The sequence below is a fragment of the Streptomyces sp. NBC_01013 genome (genome assembly GCF_045162765.1).
Lineage (GTDB): Bacteria > Actinomycetota > Actinomycetes > Streptomycetales > Streptomycetaceae > Streptomyces.
The window spans coordinates 6,230,609-6,246,254 of the sequence record NZ_CP108687.1; the positions used below are offsets into that span (position 1 = coordinate 6,230,609).

A 15,646-nucleotide genomic window follows, 5' to 3' on the forward strand; every position below is an offset into this window, starting at 1 on the left:
CGTCGGTAACGACGCTCCGCGTCGACTCCCTCTTCCGCCTTGGATTCGAAGCCGCATGGCGGCGCTCGCCGGTCCGCTCTCCGTCGCGCACCAGGTCGTAACCCGCTTATTCCCTCTGAGTGACCGAATGAACGCTCATAGTCAGCCGTCACACGAAGGGCATGTATCAGCCAGTGATACGGACGTCCGGGCGCCTGAGGCGGTCTGCGAGAATTGCGGTGTGATCTCTCGAATCGATCTGCGCGGCAATGCCCTCCCCGAGGGCGGCGCCCTGCGCGACCTGCTGCCCCGTGCCGAGTTCGACGTGGAAGCCGCCCTGGAGACGGTGCGGCCCATCTGCGAGGACGTACGCCATCGTGGCTCGGCGGCAGTGATCGACTGGGGGGAGAAACTCGACGGCGTGCGGCTCTCCTCGATCCGCGTCCCGGCCGACGCGATCACCGGCGCACTGGAACAGCTCGACCCCGCCGTGCGTGCCGCGCTGGAGGAGTCCATCCGACGGGCCCGCCTCGTCCACCGCGAGCAGCGCCGCCGCACGCACACGACCCAGGTCGTGCCCGGCGGCACCGTCACCGAGAAGTGGGTGCCCGTCGAGCGCGTCGGGCTGTACGTACCGGGCGGACGTTCGGTCTACCCGTCCTCCGTCGTGATGAACGTGGTCCCGGCCCAGGAGGCGGGTGTCGAAGGCATCGCCGTCGCGTCCCCGCCGCAGAAGGAGTTCGGCGGCCTGCCGCACCCCACGATCCTGGCGGCCTGCGCGCTGCTCGGGGTGGACGAGGTGTACGCCGCCGGTGGCTCCCAGGCCGTCGCGATGTTCGCGTACGGCACCGAGGACTGCCTGCCGGTGAACCTCGTCACCGGCCCCGGCAACATCTACGTCGCCGCCGCGAAGCGCCTCCTCAAGGGCCGCATCGGCATCGACGCCGAGGCCGGACCCACCGAGATCGCGATCCTCGCCGACGCCACCGCCGACCCGGTCCACGTCGCCGCCGACCTGATCAGCCAGGCCGAGCACGACCCGATGGCCGCCGCGGTCCTGGTCACCGACTCCGAGGAACTCGCCGCCGCCACCGAGGCCGAGCTGAAGCCCCAGGTCGCCGCGACCAAACACATCACCGACCGGATCGAGCCCGCACTGGCCGGCCGCCAGTCCGCGATCGTCCTGGTCAACGACCTGGAGGACGGACTCAAGGTCGTGGACGCGTACGCCGCGGAGCACCTGGAGATCCAGACCGCCGACGCCGCGGCCGTCGCCGGCCGCGTCCGTAACGCCGGCGCGATCTTCGTCGGCCCCTGGTCGCCCGTCTCCCTCGGTGACTACTGCGCCGGCTCCAACCACGTGCTGCCCACCGGCGGCTGCGCCTGCCACTCCTCGGGCCTGTCCGTGCAGTCCTTCCTGCGCGGCATCCACATCGTCGACTACACGCGCGACGCGCTCGCCGAGGTCACCCACCACGTGGTGACCCTCGCCGAGGCGGAGGACCTCCCCGCCCACGGCGCCGCGCTCAAGGCCAGGTTCGGGTGGAAGGTTCCGCAGCAGTGACGAACAACAGCACCACGGGCAACAGCTCCAGGGACAAGGGCACCACCGGCGACAGCACCCCGCGCAACGCCTGGGACGGCCTCCCGATCCGTGACGAACTGCGCGGCCAGTCCCCGTACGGCGCGCCCCAGCTCGACGTACCCGTCCGGCTGAACACCAACGAGAACCCGTACCCGCTCCCCGAGGCGCTCGTCGACCGGATCGCCGAGCGGGTCCGCGAGGCCGCCCGCGACCTCAACCGCTACCCCGACCGGGACGCCGTCGAGCTCCGCACCGAGCTCGCCCGCTACCTCTCCCGCACCGCCGGGCTCGAAGTCACCCGCGCTCACGTCTGGGCGGCCAACGGCTCCAACGAGGTGCTCCAGCAACTGCTGCAGACCTTCGGCGGCCCCGGCCGGACCGCGGTCGGCTTCGAGCCCTCGTACTCGATGCACGCCCTCATCGCCCGCGGTACCGGCACCGGCTGGATCTCCGGGCCGCGCAACGCGGACTTCACCATCGACGTCGACGCCGCCCGTGCGGTCATCGCGGAGCGCCGGCCCGATGTCGTCTTCATCACCTCGCCCAACAACCCCACCGGGACCGCCGTCGACGCCGACACCGTCCTCGCGCTGTACGACGCCGCGCAGGAAGCCGGACCGTCGATGGTCGTGGTCGACGAGGCGTACGGAGAGTTCAGCCACCACGCCTCGCTGCTCCCGCTGATCGAGGGCCGCCCCCACCTGGTGCTCTCCCGCACCATGTCGAAGGCGTTCGGAGCAGCCGGACTGCGCCTGGGCTACCTCGCCGCTGACCCGGCCGTCGTCGACGCGGTCCAGCTCGTGCGGCTCCCGTACCACCTGTCCTCCGTCACCCAGGCCACCGCGCTCGCCGCCCTGGAGCACACCGATACGCTCCTCGGGTACGTCGCGCAGCTCAAGGGCGAGCGCGACCGGATCGTCACCGAGCTGCGCGCTCTCGGCTTCGCCGTCACCGACTCGGACGCCAACTTCGTCCAGTTCGGCCGCTTCGCCGACAGCCACACCGCCTGGCAGCACATCCTCGACCGGGGCGTCCTGGTCCGGGACAACGGCGTACCGGGATGGCTGCGGGTCTCCGCAGGGACCCCGGCAGAGAACGACGCGTTCCTCGATGCGGTACGCGAACTGAAGAAGGAGCACGACGCATGACTCGCGAGGCCCGCGTAGGAAGAGTGGAGCGGACCACCAAGGAAACCTCCGTGGTCGTCGAGATCAACCTCGACGGCACCGGCAAGGTCGATGTCGCGACCGGGGTCGGCTTCTACGACCACATGCTCGACCAGCTCGGCCGCCACGGACTGTTCGACCTCACCGTCAAGACCGACGGCGACCTGCACATCGACTCGCACCACACCATCGAGGACACCGCCCTCGCGCTCGGCGCCGCGTTCAAGCAGGCCCTCGGCGACAAGGTCGGCATCTACCGCTTCGGCAACTGCACCGTCCCGCTGGACGAGTCGCTCGCCCAGGTCACCGTCGACCTCTCCGGCCGGCCGTACCTGGTGCACACCGAGCCCGAGAACATGGCGCCGATGATCGGCGCGTACGACACGACGATGACCCGGCACATCCTGGAGTCGTTCGTCGCCCAGGCGCAGATCGCCCTGCACGTCCACGTGCCGTACGGGCGCAACGCCCACCACATCGTGGAGTGCCAGTTCAAGGCGCTCGCCCGTGCCCTGCGTTACGCCAGCGAGCACGACCCGCGCGCGGCCGGCATCCTCCCTTCCACGAAGGGCGCCCTGTGACCGGCCTCAACACCGTCCTGATCCTGGTCGGCCTCTTCCTGGCCGGCGGGGTCTACTCCTTCTCGAAGCAGGGCATGCCCAAGGGCGTCATCGTGCTGCTCGGGATCGCCTCCGTGATGTGCCTGGTAGCGGGCGTCATGCGGATCCAAGGCCTCTGGGACTGAGGGAGCACACGTGGATACGAAGAAGAAGGTCGTGGTCTTCGACTACGGCTTCGGCAACGTCAGGTCCGCCGAGCGCGCCCTCGCCCACGTCGGCGCCGACGTCGAGATCACCCGTGACTTCGACACGGCGATGAACGCCGACGGGCTGCTGGTGCCCGGCGTCGGCGCGTTCTCCGCGTGCATGGAGGGCCTGAAGAAGGCCCGCGGCGAATGGATCATCGGACGCAGGCTCTCCGGCGGACGCCCCGTCATGGGCATCTGCGTCGGCATGCAGATCCTCTTCGAGCGCGGCATCGAGCACGGTGTGGAGACCGAAGGCCTCGACGAATGGCCCGGCACCGTCGGGCCGCTCCAGGCCGACGTCGTCCCGCACATGGGGTGGAACACGGTCCAGGCACCCGAGGACTCCCGGCTGTTCGCCGGACTCGACGCCGAGGCCCGGTACTACTTCGTGCACTCCTACGCGGCGCACGACTGGTCCCTCGAAGTCACCAACGCCAAGATCCGTGCTCCCAAGGTCACCTGGGCCACGCACGGCGAACGGTTCGTGGCAGCCGTGGAGAACGGCGCGCTGTGGGCCACCCAGTTCCACCCCGAGAAGTCCGGCGATGCCGGCGCCCAGCTGCTGACCAACTGGATCGAGACGCTGTAATGCCGAAGCTTGAACTGCTCCCCGCCGTAGACGTCCGCGACGGCCAGGCGGTCCGCCTGGTGCACGGGGAGTCCGGCTCCGAGACCTCCTACGGCTCCCCGCTGGAGGCCGCACTCGCCTGGCAGCGCGCCGGTGCCGAGTGGCTGCACCTCGTCGACCTGGACGCCGCCTTCGGCACCGGTGACAACCGGGCGCTCATCGCCGAGGTGGCCGGCGCCATGGACATCAAGGTCGAGCTCTCCGGCGGCATCCGTGACGACGCCTCGCTCGCCGCCGCCCTCGCCACCGGCTGCCGCCGCGTCAACCTCGGTACGGCCGCCCTGGAGACCCCGGAATGGGTCGCCAAGGTCATCGCCGAGCACGGCGACCAGATCGCCGTCGGCCTCGACGTCCGCGGCACCACGCTGCGCGGCCGCGGCTGGACCCGCGACGGCGGTGACCTCTACGAGACGCTCGCCCGCCTCGACTCCGAAGGCTGCGCCCGCTACGTCGTCACCGACATCGCCAAGGACGGCACGCTCCAGGGCCCGAACCTGGAGCTCCTGAAGAACGTCTGCGCGGCCACGGACAAGCCCGTCGTCGCCTCCGGCGGCGTCTCCTCGCTCGACGACCTGCGGGCCATCTCCTCGCTGGTCCCGGCCGGTGTCGAGGGCGCGATCGTCGGCAAGGCCCTGTACGCGAAGGCCTTCACCCTCGAAGAGGCGCTGGAGGCGGTCTCCGTATGACCGACGCCGTCAAGCGCATCTCCTCCGGCGCCCCCTGGGAGGAGAAGTTCGGCTACTCCCGAGCGGTCGAACTCTCCAACGGGCTCGTACTCGTGGCCGGCTGCACGTCCGTGGTGGGCGGCCAGATCTCCGCCGGCAGCCCCTACGAGCAGGCCGTCACCTCCTTCGAGGTCGCTTTCGAGGCGCTGAAGCAGGTGGGCCTGGGCCGCGAGGACGTCGTCCGCACCCGGATGTACATCACGCACGCCCGGGACGTGGAGGAGGTCGGCCGCGCCCACAAGGAGCTGTTCGACGCCGTGCGCCCCGCCGCCACCATGATCATCGTGTCCGGCTTCGTCGACCCGAGCCTGGTCGTCGAGGTCGAGGTCGAGGCCTACCGGGCAGGTGTGTGATGACGCTCGCGGTACGTGTCATCCCCTGTCTCGACGTGGACAACGGCCGCGTCGTCAAGGGCGTCAACTTCCAGAACCTGCGCGACGCCGGTGACCCCGTCGAGATGGCGAAGCTGTACGACGCCGAGGGCGCCGACGAGCTGACCTTCCTCGACATCACCGCGTCCAGCGGTGACCGGGAGACGACGTACGACGTGGTGCGCCGCACCGCCGAGCAGGTCTTCATCCCGCTCACGGTCGGCGGCGGCGTCCGCACGCCCGACGACGTCGACAAGCTTCTGCGGGCCGGCGCAGACAAGGTCGGCGTCAACACCGCGGCCATCGCCCGGCCCGAGCTGATCCGGGAGATCGCCGAGCGCTTCGGCCGTCAGGTCCTGGTGCTCTCCGTGGACGCCCGGCGTACTCCCGCCGGCACCTTCGAGGTCACCACGCACGGCGGCCGCAAGGGCACCGGCATCGACGCGGTCGAGTGGGCGCACCGGGCCGCCGAGCTGGGCGCGGGAGAGATCCTGCTCAACTCGATGGACGCCGACGGCACCAAGGACGGCTACGACACCGAGATGATCGCAGCCGTGCGCAGGCACGTGACCGTGCCCGTCATCGCCTCCGGCGGCGCGGGCAGGCTCGCGGACTTCGCACCGGCCATCGAAGCGGGGGCCGACGCGGTCCTCGCCGCGTCCGTCTTCCACTTCGGTGATCTGCGGATCTCCGAGGTCAAGGGCGCTCTGCGGGAGGCCGGACACCCGGTCCGCTGAGGGCCGGCGGGGGAGCACCGGGTCGGCCCGTGGGGGCCGGCGGGGGCAGCACCCGGTCGGTCCGCTGGGGGCCGCCAGGGGGAGCACCGGTCGCGGAGACCGGTGAAGTTGCCGATGTGCGCCACCGGGGTGCACCGCGAAAGTGGCGACCGCCAGAGAACAACGGCGGTTCCACGCGGTGCACCCCGAAGGCCCCCGGTGACGACGGGCCCCGGCCCCTCCCGGCGTGGCTCCCGCCACGACCGAGAGGCCCCCCTCGTGCAGCACCTCCCCTCCGGCGACACCTCCTCGCGCCACCGGATGTCCAAGAGCCGTTCCCGCCTCGTCAAGGGCCTGCTGGCCGCCACCGTCGCCACCGCGGGCCTGTGCACCGCGCTGATGCCGGGCGCCCAGGCCGCCGACAATCCCTACGAGCGCGGCCCGGCCCCCAGCAATTCGAGTATCGAGGCGAGCCGCGGCTCGTACGCGGTCTCGCAGACCAGCGTCTCCTCACTGGGCGTCAGCGGCTTCGGCGGCGGCACGATCTACTACCCGACTTCCACCTCCGACGGCACCTTCGGAGCAGTCGCCATCTCGCCCGGCTTCACCGCCTACCAGTCCAGCATCGCCTGGCTCGGACCGCGGCTCGCCTCACAGGGTTTCGTCGTCTTCACCATCGACACCAACACCACGGTGGACCAGCCCGACAGCCGCGGGCGTCAGCTCCTGGCCGCCCTGGACTACCTGACGAAGTCGAGCTCGGTACGCAGCCGGATCGACACTTCCCGGCTCGGCGTGATGGGCCACTCGATGGGCGGTGGCGGCACGCTGGAGGCCGCGAAGAGCCGCACCTCGCTGAAGGCGGCGATCCCGCTGACCGGCTGGAACCTCGACACCACCTGGCCCGAAGTCCGTACGCCCACCCTGATCTTCGGTGCGGACGGTGACACGATCGCCCCGGTCGCCACCCACTCCGAGCCGTTCTACCAGTCGCTGCCGAGCACGCTGGACAAGGCGTACGTGGAGCTGCGCGGGGCCACTCACTTCACCCCGAACTCCTCCAACACCACCATCGCGAAGTACAGCATTTCGTGGCTGAAGCGCTTCATCGACAATGACACCCGCTACGAGCAGTTCCTCTGCCCGATCCCGCAGGTGAGCCTCACGATCGCCGAGTCGCGGGGCAACTGCCCGCACACCTCGTAGCTCCTGACGTCCGGTCGGAGGGCCGGGCCGCGCCCAGCGGTCCGGCCCTCCGGCGCGCCGCCCTGCCCCCGGACTGTGCGCGCGCACAGCCAAGTGCGGCTCGCCTTGGGAGGGTGCCCCGCAACCTGCCGGGCGTGGCGCGGGGCCGGACGCACATCTTCCGGCGCTGTTTACGCGGAAGTAACGTGCTGGTTGTGACTTCATCGACGACCGTGCACAGTCCGCTCCGGCTGTACGGCCGCAGCGGTGAACTCGCCATCCTCGACACCCTGTTGATGCGCCTGCGCGACGGTGACGGCAGTGCCCTGGTGCTGACCGCCCTGCCCGGAGTCGGCCGCTCCGCGCTCCTGGACAAGACGGTCGAGGCGCACCGCGAACGGCGTACCGGCCCCGTCCTGACCGCCACCGCCGCTCCCGCCGAGCAGCGGCTGCCCTACAGCGGGCTGCACGCCCTGCTCTGTTCCGCCCCCGGTCCGCTTCCACTGCCCCCGGACCGGGTGCTGCGCGACGGCATCACCCCCACGGAGCTGCTGGCGCTGCTGCGGCAACTCGGCGCGGAAAAGCCACTGCTGGTGTGTGTGGACGACGCGCACGCCTGGGACCCCGATTCGCGCGCCGCCCTCGTCTTCGCCGCCCGCAGGCTCGGCGCGGGCAGCCGGGTCGCTGTGGTGGTCGGTGCCGGTGACGAGACGAGCTTCGAAGGACTGCCCGCCCTCCGGCTCGGGCCACTGGACGACGACGCGGCCGCGGCTCTCCTGGACCGGATCACCGATGCCACGGGCGCCGCCGACCCGGTCGATCCGGTGGTCCGTGGCGAACTCCTCCGACAAGCGGCCGGAAATCCCCGGCTGCTCGCCGGCCTGGCCTCCCGGCTCACCCCCGATCAGTTGGCCGGCCGTACCCCGTCGCCCTATCCGCTGCCCGGCGCCGAGGACGTCCTGGACGCGCACGCCGCCCGCCTCGACGGGCTGCCCCCGGACACACGCACACTGCTGCTGCTCGCGGCCGCGGCGCAGGAGCACGAACCGGAGGGTGCCGGGGCGGACATGGCCCTGCTGCACCGCGCGGCCACTTCGGCGGGCCTCGGCCCTGCGGCACTGGACCGGGCCCTGCTCACCCCGGCCGGGACCGCCGGATCCCTCCAACGGGCGGGCGACCGACTCCACTTCAGCCACCCGCTGCTGCGCCGGGCGGTCCTGCACCGCGCCTCCCCGCAGCGCCGTCGCGCGGCGCACGGCCTGCTCGCCACCCTGCTGGCGGCGACCCCTGCGCTTCCCCTCGCGCCGCGCTCGTTCCGGTCCGCGCCGGGGCACCTGGCCGCAGGGCCGTCCCTGCTGCCCGCGCTCGTCCAACGCGCCTGCGCCGCCGGGGGCCCCGACGACGGGCTGGCCGACGCGCTGGAGGCGGCGGCCGTGGCGCCGCGGCCGCATGCCGAGCGGGCGTCCGCGCTGGCCCGCGCCGCGGTGCTCTCCACCGACGAGGCGGTGCGGGCCGCCCGGCTCGCCGGTGCCGCCGAGCATGCCCGGCTCGCGGGCGACACCGGCCGGGCCCGCGCCCTGCTGGCCCGGGCCGGCGCGCATCCCGCACACGACGGCGCGCATCTGGTGCGCGGACTGCTCGCTCTGCGCGACGGGCCTGCCGCCGACGCGCACGAGGCGCTCCTCACCGCTGCGGCGCTGCTCGCCCCGTACGACCCGCGCCGCGCGCTGGACGCCCATCTCGGTGCCGCCGAGGCCGCCTGGGCGATGGGAGACGCGCTCGCGTACCTCGACGCCATGACCCGGATGCCGGTCTCCGTGCCCGATCCGGCCCTCGCCCAGTACTGCGACGGTCTGAGCGCGGTGCTGTGCGGACGCATCGCCGAAGGGCAGACACTGCTGCGCCGCTGCCTCGACTCGGCCGGCCGGGCGCACGACGCCGCCCCGTTGCTGCGCGGCGGGGCCTCGGCCCTGGTGCTCGGCGACGTCGACGCCGCCTGCAGGATCGGGACCCGGGCCCTCGCCGCCGTACGGTCGGCCGGTCCCGAGGCCCTGCTGCCGCAGGCCCTGGAACACCTGGCGTACGCCGAGCTCAGGGCCGGCCGCCATGCCTCCGCCCGCGCCCACGCACTGGAGGGCCTGCGCGCCGCCCGGCGTACCGGGCAGCCCAACACCGCCTCCCACCTGCACGCCGTGCTCGCGCTCGCCGCTTCCGTGGAGGGCGGCCCGGAGGCCTGTGCGGCCCATGCCGACGCGGCCCTCGCGGGGGCCGGGCCCCACGGACTCGCCCAGGCCGCGACCCTGGCCACCTGGGCGCTGGCCCGCGCCGACCTGGCGGCGGGGCGCTCCGGCGCGGCCGCGGCCCGGCTCGACCCGCTCGTCCGGCCAGGCCCCCGTCGCGGGCACTTCGCCACCCGGATGCTCGCCGTGCCGTGCTACGTCGAGGCGTCCGTCCTGGCCGGGCGGCCGGACCGGGGCAGGGGAGCGGACCCCGTCGCCGACGCCGTGGCGGAGTTCGCCGTCTGGGTCACCCGCACCACCGATCCCCAGGCCCCCGCCCAGCTGGCCCGCTGCCGTGCGTTGCTTGCGGCACCGGGCGATGCGGCCGGCCGGTACGAGGAGGCCCTCACCCACCACGACCGCGCCGGCGGCGACTTCGAACGCGCCCGCACCCAGCTGCTGTACGGGGCGTGGCTGCGCCGCCGCCGCCGGACCCGTGAGGCCAGGGGCCCGCTGCGGGACGCACTGGTCGCCTTCGAGCGGTGCGGGGCGCGGGCCTGGACGGACCGGGCGAGCGGTGAACTTCGGGCCGCAGGAGAAGCGGTGGAGGGCCCGGCCGCTGCCGGGGGCGCGGATCCGCTGGCCGCGCTGACCCCGCAGCAGCAGCGCATCGCCCGGTGCGTCGCCGAGGGCGCCACCAATCGTGAGGTGGCGCTGCGGCTCTCGGTGAGCACACGGACCGTCGACCACCATCTGCGCAACGTGTTCGCCGCGCTGGGCGTGCGGTCGCGGACCGAGCTGGCCAGGTTGCTGGACCGCTGACGCGGGCCCCATAAGGGGCCGACGCGGGTCGGGAGCGGACCCGGGACGGATCCGGTTCGGGTGCCGTGCGGGCCCGGTTCGGGCCCGAAACGACGTCCCGGTTTCGGACCCGAGGCCGGGAGGTTGCAGGACCGTGATGAGAAGTACGCCGCAAACCTCTAGGTACCGACTGGGCGGTATGCCATTCTGCGGGCGTCAGGATGATTCGGTGTGCTCATGCCCAACGCCGGGCTGGGTGAACCGGAGCCGGCCGTTTTCCGGAGCCGGCCGAATCCCGGTGGAGGCCGCCATGCCGCAGGTCGTACGTTCACGGGTCAGGGCGTTGCACGGGCCTCCCCCCGTCGCGCCGGTGCCGCGCCGCTTCCGTTCGCTGGCCGATCGCGAGGCCGTCGCCGTACTGCACCGGGCTGCCCGGGCGCTGGTGGAGGCGCTGCCGGAGCTGACGGACCGGCTCGTGGAGGCGCTGCGCGAACAGGAGCCCGCCTACCGCTCGGCCATCGAGGCCGACGCGGCGGAGATCTGGCAGGAGGTGCACCACTCGCTGCGGCACAACGTCGGATCGCTGATCCAGCCCCGGGAGTTCCGTGACGCGGCGCACCGCACCTCCCGGCGGATCGGTGAGGTGCGGGCCGAGCAGGGCCTGCCGCTCGACGCGGTCCTGCACGCCTTCCGGATGGGCGGTGCGATGGTCTGGCAGGACCTGGTGGACGACACCGCACGCCGCCACCCCGAGGACATCCGGCTGCTGGTGCATGTCGCGGCGGACGTCTGGAACTTCGTGGACGAGCACTGCGGTGTCGTCGCGGACGCCTACCGGCAGACCGAGCGCCGGCTGGCCTGGCGGCGGGAGAACCGCCAGCGCCTGATGACGGCGGCGCTGCTGGACGGCACCGCGCAGATCGCCGAACTGCCCGAAGCCGCCGCGATGCTGGGGCTTCCCGAGCACGGCAGGTACGCGGTACTCGCGGTCTCCACCGCTCGTCGCGCCCCGCACGGCACCGCGCAGCCGCCGATGACGCTGCCCGCGGGCACGGACGCGCTCTGGCACCCGGGTCCGGACGCGGAGTTCGCGATCCTGCCGCTGGCCTGGAGCGAAGAGGCGGCGGGCCCCGCCGCCCCGCTCCCCTCCACGGCGACCGGTTCCGCCGTGGAGGGGAGCGACCCGCCTGCCGGCGCGGTCGACGGGGACACGGAACTCGCGGCGCTGGCCGCCGGGTTGACTGCTCCGCCGGGCGCCCGGGTCGGCATCAGCTCCGTCGTCGACGGGCTGGCGGCCGTCGGGGATGCCCGGCGCCTGGCCGAGACCGCCCTGCGGGCCTGCCCGGCCGGGGGCGGGGTCGTCCTGCTCGACGACCAACTGCCCGCCGCCCTGGTCGTCTCCTCCCCGGGGCTCGGCTCGGCGCTGGCCGCGCGGGTGCTGGGCCCGCTGGACCGGCTGGACCCTGCCGACCGCGACGTGATCATCGAGACGCTCACGGCGTGGCTCGACTCGGACGGTTCCGCGCAGCGGGCCGGGGCCCGGCTCTACTGCCACCGCAACACGGTCCTGAACCGGCTGCGCCGCTTCGAGCAGCTGACCGGCCGTTGTCTGACCCGCCCGTCCGACGCGGTCGAGGTCTCCCTCGCCCTCGCGGCACGACGCCTGCTCGCGGGCTGACGGGGGCGCATGCGCTCGCCGGCCGGCGGGGGCGGTGCCCTCCGCGGCCGACGGCGCGTGTGCTCGCGCACAGTCCTCGCCCCTGCCGGCTGTACCCGCGCAGCGCGCCCGCCCTGGCCGCTGTACGCGGACCCGGGCGCCTGATGCCGTAACCGGCATGTCTTCAGCGTCCCCGACCCCTCGCACACCGCGCGCCCCCGCGAGCGCCTGCGCATCCGCCACCCCCGCGCCGGGACCGCGCCGGTGAGCGGCGGCTTCGACGCCCGGTCCCTCGCCGTGGTCGTCTTCCTCGGATTCGTCGCCGTGTCGCTGCTGCTGTGCGGGCTGGCCGCGGCGGACCAGGACGACCCGGAACACTTCTACGCCGGCGGCGGCTCCGCCCTCGGCCCGGCCGGGAGCGGGCTGGCCATCGCCGGTGACTACATCTCGGCCGCCACCCTGCTCTCCACCACCGGTTCCGTGGCGCTCGCCGGCTTCGACGGCGTCCTCTTCGCGGTCGCCACGGTCGTCTCCCTCGTCCTGGTCATGCGGATCCTGGCCGAACCGATGCGCCGCAGGGGAGTGTTCACCCTCGGCGACTTCCTGGCGGACCGGCTCGGCGACCCGACCGTCCGGCGGGCCCTCGGGATCACCACCCTGGTCGTCCTTGCCCCCCTGCTGCTGGTGCAACTCGCCACCGCCGGACGGGTCATGGCCTCCGTGTTCGGGCTTCCCGACGGCGCACTCACCAGTTGCACCGTCGCCAGCGGCGCCCTGATGGTCTGCTACTCGGCCGTCGGCGGCATGCGCGGCACCGGTTACATCCAGATCGTCAAGGTCGCGGTGGTGCTGGCCGCGGTGACCCTGCTCGCCGGGCTGGTGCTCGCCCGCTACGGCTGGAACCCGTTCGCCCTCTTCGACGCCGCCCAGCACGGCAGCGGTGCGGGCGGCTCGTACGCGCGCCCCGGACTGCAGTTCGGCCATACCTTCGCCGGCACCCTGGATCTCCTCGGCTTCCAGCTGACCCTGGTCCTCGGGGCGGCCTGCATGCCGCACATCATGATGCGGCTGCACCCCATGCGCGACAGCTGGACCGTGCGGCGCGCCACCGTCTGGGCGGCGGCGCCGGTGGCCTTGCTGTGTGCCGGTGTCGTCGTGGTCGGCCTCGGTGCGTCCGCCCTGCTCGGCCACAAGATCATTCAGGCCGCGGACCCCGCGGGCGGCACCGCGCTGCTGCTGGTGACCGGCGCACTCGACCCGGGGGCCGCCGGGCCGCGCGAGAGCCTGCTGTTCGCGTTCGTGGCCTGCGCCGTGTTCGCCACCACGCTGGCCGCGGTGGCGGGCATCACGCTGGCCGCCGCCTCCTCCGTCGCCCGCGACTTCGCGGCGAAGGCCCGGTCGCGTACGGCCGTCCGGTCGGACCGGTCCGCCGGGCGAGAAATCCTCCGCGCCCGCCTGGCCGTCGTCGTGACCGGCGCCCTGTCCGTCTACGTGTCGATGTACACCCATGACCGCAATCCCCAGGTGCTGCTCTCGCTGTCGTTCGCGGCCGCCGCCTCCGTACTGCCGCCGGTCCTGCTGTACGCGCTGTTCCGGCCGGGCTTCAACGCCCGCGGGGTGCGCTGGACCGTCTACGGCACGCTGCCGCTGATCGCGGTCCTGATGGTGTTCTCGCCCGCGTTCTCCGGCACTCACATCGCGCTGTTCCCGTCCCGCGACTTCCACTGGTTCCCGCTCCAGACGCCGGGGCTGGTCACGATCCCGGCCGGATTCCTGCTGGGGCACCTGGGGTCCCGAGCCGGGCGGAGGGAGCGGTCGGGGGCGGCCCATCGTGCAGGATCTATTGCGCAATAGATATTGCGCAAATTTTCTTTCCTATCTACCGTGAAGGGCATGGCAAGCAACGAATCACGCCGGGTGTCCGACCTCGGCACGCTCAAGGCGTTCGGGCACCCCCTGCGGATGAAGCTGTACCGGGCGCTCTACATCGCCCGGCAGGCCACCGCCTCCCAGCTCGCCGAACAGGTGGACGAGCAGGTCTCGCTGGTCAGCTACCACCTGCGCAAGCTCGCCGACCACGGCCTGATCGAGGAGGCCGGCCGCGAGGGCAAGGACGGCCGCGAGCGCTGGTGGCAGCCCGCGTCGAAGGGGCTGCGCTTCCACGACGAGGACTTCAGCGACGCGCCCGAGAAGGCCGCCACCCACACCGCCGTGAGCAGGCTCTCGTTCGACCAGCACATCGAGCTGTACCGCCGCTTCCTCGACGCGTACCGGAGCTGGTCGGCGAAGTGGCGCAAGGCCTCCTTCAGCTCGGAGTACCTGGCCCGGCTGAACCCCGAAGAGCTCAGCGCGCTCGAACGCGAGTTGGACGGGGTGATCAGCCGGTACGAGGAGCAGGGCCGCGCCCGCGACGAGGCCGGCGACACGGAGAACCGCGAGAACGTCGCCCTGCACCTCTACGGCTTCCCGTTCCGGACCTGATCCGGCGACCCGAGAGGACGAGCCCGTGACCGTCACCCTCCCCGCCACCGAAACCACCGGACGCCCCGCCCACCGCGACGGCAACGTCCTGCGCTGGCTCGGCGCCTACACGGCGTCCACGATCGGCGACAGCGTCTACTACATGGCCCTCGCCTGGGCGGCGGCCCGCACCGGGAGCGCCTCGCAGACCGGTCTGGTGCTCGCGGCCGGCTCCGTACCCCGGGCCGCGCTGCTGCTCGGCGGGGGAGTGCTCGCCGACCGGCTCGGCCCGCGCCGCGTCGTCGTCGCGAGTGACACGGCCCGCTGCCTCGTCATCCTGGGCCTGGCGGGCAGCCTGCTCCTCACCTCGCCCACCGTGTGGATGCTGATAGCCGTCGCCCTCGTCTTCGGCGCGGTCGACGCCCTCTTCCTGCCCGCGGTCGGCGCCCTGCCGCCACGGATCACCGCCGCCTCCCAGCTCGCCCGGGTCCAGGGCCTGCGCGGCCTCGCCACCCGCACCGCCAACGTCGTGGGCGCCCCGCTCGGGGGCGTCGCGGTGGCCCTCGGCGGCCCGGTCCTCGCCTTCGCCGCCGCGGGCGTGCTCTTCGCCGTCTCGCTGCCCCTGCTGCTGGCCGTACGGATGAGCCCGCTGCCCGCGCGGGACCCGGCCGACGCCCGCCCCGCCGGGACCGCCTGGCGTGAACTGGCCGACGGACTCGGGTACATCCGCCGCCACCCGATGCTCGGCCCCCTGATGCTCGTCGTCGCCGTCAGCGAACTCGGCTTCGTCGGCCCGCTCAACCTCGGCCTGATCCTGCTCAGCGAGGAACGCGGCTGGGGCGCCTCCGGCATGGGCTGGGTCATCGCCGCCTTCGGCACCGGCGCGGGCGCCTCGGCCCTGCTGCTCACCGTACGCGGCCGCGTACCCCGGGCGGGACTCGTCATGTGCCTCACCGTGCTGACCGGTGCCGTCGCCATCGGAGCCCTGGCGTACGTCCCCTCCGTGCCGCTCGCCGCGGGAGTCGCCGTCCTCGTCGGACTCTTCGCCGGCCTCGGCGGAGCCCTGTGCGGCGCCCTCACGCAGACCGCCGCCGACCCCGCCTACCTGGGCCGCGTCACCTCTGTCTCGACGCTCTTCACCCACGCCCTGGCGCCGCTCAGCTACCCAGTCACCGGCGCGGCCGTCGCGTTCTGGGGCACGGGCCCGGTCTTCGTCGCCAGCGCCTCGCTGTGCGCGGCGGGGGCGGTGACGGGCCTGCTCCTCGCCCCGCTGCGCCGCGCGGAACTCCCTGGCTGAGCACACGCGACGCCCGGCTGCAGGCGGAACGCCCGGGCCGGGGGGCCGG

General features: G+C 73.1%; 14 protein-coding genes. All 14 read left to right on the top strand.

What is annotated here, in order from left to right:
• Positions 1-220 precede the first annotated feature (220 nt).
• The 14 genes from hisD (at position 221) to OG538_RS27195 (ending at position 15,597) form a co-directional block, all read left to right on the top strand.
• Entirely contained in the window at positions 221-1,543 is a 1,323-nt protein-coding gene (gene hisD, locus OG538_RS27130) for a histidinol dehydrogenase (protein ID WP_406097877.1), read from the top strand.
• Positions 1,540-2,712 (top strand): histidinol-phosphate transaminase, encoded by a 1,173-nt coding sequence (locus OG538_RS27135; protein ID WP_406097878.1) that lies wholly within the window; start codon positions 1,540-1,542, stop codon positions 2,710-2,712. The genes hisD and OG538_RS27135 overlap by 4 nt, the downstream gene beginning before the upstream one ends.
• Positions 2,709-3,311 (top strand): imidazoleglycerol-phosphate dehydratase HisB, encoded by a 603-nt coding sequence (gene hisB / locus OG538_RS27140; RefSeq protein WP_406097880.1) that lies wholly within the window; start codon positions 2,709-2,711, stop codon positions 3,309-3,311. Before OG538_RS27135 ends, hisB begins: the two co-directional genes overlap by 4 nt.
• A complete protein-coding gene (locus tag OG538_RS27145) occupies positions 3,308-3,475 on the top strand; it encodes a hypothetical protein (protein WP_168713658.1) in 168 nt (55 codons plus the stop codon). The genes hisB and OG538_RS27145 overlap by 4 nt, the downstream gene beginning before the upstream one ends.
• A 10-nt stretch (positions 3,476-3,485) precedes the next feature.
• Positions 3,486-4,127 carry an imidazole glycerol phosphate synthase subunit HisH gene (gene hisH, locus OG538_RS27150; protein ID WP_406097882.1) on the top strand — a complete coding sequence of 214 codons (642 nt, stop codon included), beginning with the start codon at positions 3,486-3,488 and terminating at the stop codon, positions 4,125-4,127.
• Complete coding sequence (priA, locus tag OG538_RS27155) at positions 4,127-4,852, top strand: bifunctional 1-(5-phosphoribosyl)-5-((5-phosphoribosylamino)methylideneamino)imidazole-4-carboxamide isomerase/phosphoribosylanthranilate isomerase PriA (RefSeq protein ID WP_145762961.1); 726 nt, start codon at positions 4,127-4,129, stop codon at positions 4,850-4,852. The genes hisH and priA overlap by 1 nt, the downstream gene beginning before the upstream one ends.
• Complete coding sequence (locus OG538_RS27160) at positions 4,849-5,244, top strand: RidA family protein (RefSeq protein WP_406097885.1); 396 nt, start codon at positions 4,849-4,851, stop codon at positions 5,242-5,244. Before priA ends, OG538_RS27160 begins: the two co-directional genes overlap by 4 nt.
• The gene (hisF, locus tag OG538_RS27165) at positions 5,244-5,999 is read left to right on the top strand and encodes an imidazole glycerol phosphate synthase subunit HisF (protein ID WP_406097887.1); all 756 of its coding nucleotides are present in this window, start codon (positions 5,244-5,246) and stop codon (positions 5,997-5,999) included. The genes OG538_RS27160 and hisF overlap by 1 nt, the downstream gene beginning before the upstream one ends.
• A gap of 300 nt (positions 6,000-6,299) precedes the next feature.
• Positions 6,300-7,184, top strand: coding sequence for an alpha/beta hydrolase family protein (locus tag OG538_RS27170; protein WP_406100323.1), 885 nt, complete (start codon positions 6,300-6,302; stop codon positions 7,182-7,184).
• A gap of 194 nt (positions 7,185-7,378) precedes the next feature.
• The gene (locus tag OG538_RS27175; protein WP_406097888.1) at positions 7,379-10,204 is read left to right on the top strand and encodes an AAA family ATPase; all 2,826 of its coding nucleotides are present in this window, start codon (positions 7,379-7,381) and stop codon (positions 10,202-10,204) included.
• Positions 10,205-10,493: 289 nt separating this feature from the next.
• Positions 10,494-11,861 carry a helix-turn-helix domain-containing protein gene (locus tag OG538_RS27180; RefSeq protein ID WP_406097890.1) on the top strand — a complete coding sequence of 456 codons (1,368 nt, stop codon included), beginning with the start codon at positions 10,494-10,496 and terminating at the stop codon, positions 11,859-11,861.
• Between the two features lie 243 nt (positions 11,862-12,104).
• Entirely contained in the window at positions 12,105-13,694 is a 1,590-nt protein-coding gene (locus tag OG538_RS27185; protein ID WP_406097892.1) for a cation acetate symporter, read from the top strand.
• 39 nt (positions 13,695-13,733) lie between these two features.
• Positions 13,734-14,321, top strand: coding sequence for a winged helix-turn-helix domain-containing protein (locus tag OG538_RS27190; RefSeq protein WP_406097894.1), 588 nt, complete (start codon positions 13,734-13,736; stop codon positions 14,319-14,321).
• A 25-nt stretch (positions 14,322-14,346) separates the two neighbouring features.
• A complete protein-coding gene (locus tag OG538_RS27195) occupies positions 14,347-15,597 on the top strand; it encodes an MFS transporter (RefSeq protein ID WP_406097896.1) in 1,251 nt (416 codons plus the stop codon).
• Positions 15,598-15,646 lie beyond the last annotated feature (49 nt).

Bases quoted from the DNA above. Each gene is read 5' to 3' on its own strand.
- priA (WP_145762961.1), top strand. From the start codon at position 4,127: ATGCCGAAGCTTGAACTGCTCCCCGCCGTAGACGTCCGCGACGGCCAG.
- hisB (WP_406097880.1), top strand. From the start codon at position 2,709: ATGACTCGCGAGGCCCGCGTAGGAAGAGTGGAGCGGACCACCAAGGAA.
- OG538_RS27190 (WP_406097894.1), top strand. From the start codon at position 13,734: ATGGCAAGCAACGAATCACGCCGGGTGTCCGACCTCGGCACGCTCAAG.
- OG538_RS27180 (WP_406097890.1), top strand. From the start codon at position 10,494: ATGCCGCAGGTCGTACGTTCACGGGTCAGGGCGTTGCACGGGCCTCCC.
- OG538_RS27170 (WP_406100323.1), top strand. From the start codon at position 6,300: ATGTCCAAGAGCCGTTCCCGCCTCGTCAAGGGCCTGCTGGCCGCCACC.
- hisF (WP_406097887.1), top strand. From the start codon at position 5,244: ATGACGCTCGCGGTACGTGTCATCCCCTGTCTCGACGTGGACAACGGC.
- OG538_RS27160 (WP_406097885.1), top strand. From the start codon at position 4,849: ATGACCGACGCCGTCAAGCGCATCTCCTCCGGCGCCCCCTGGGAGGAG.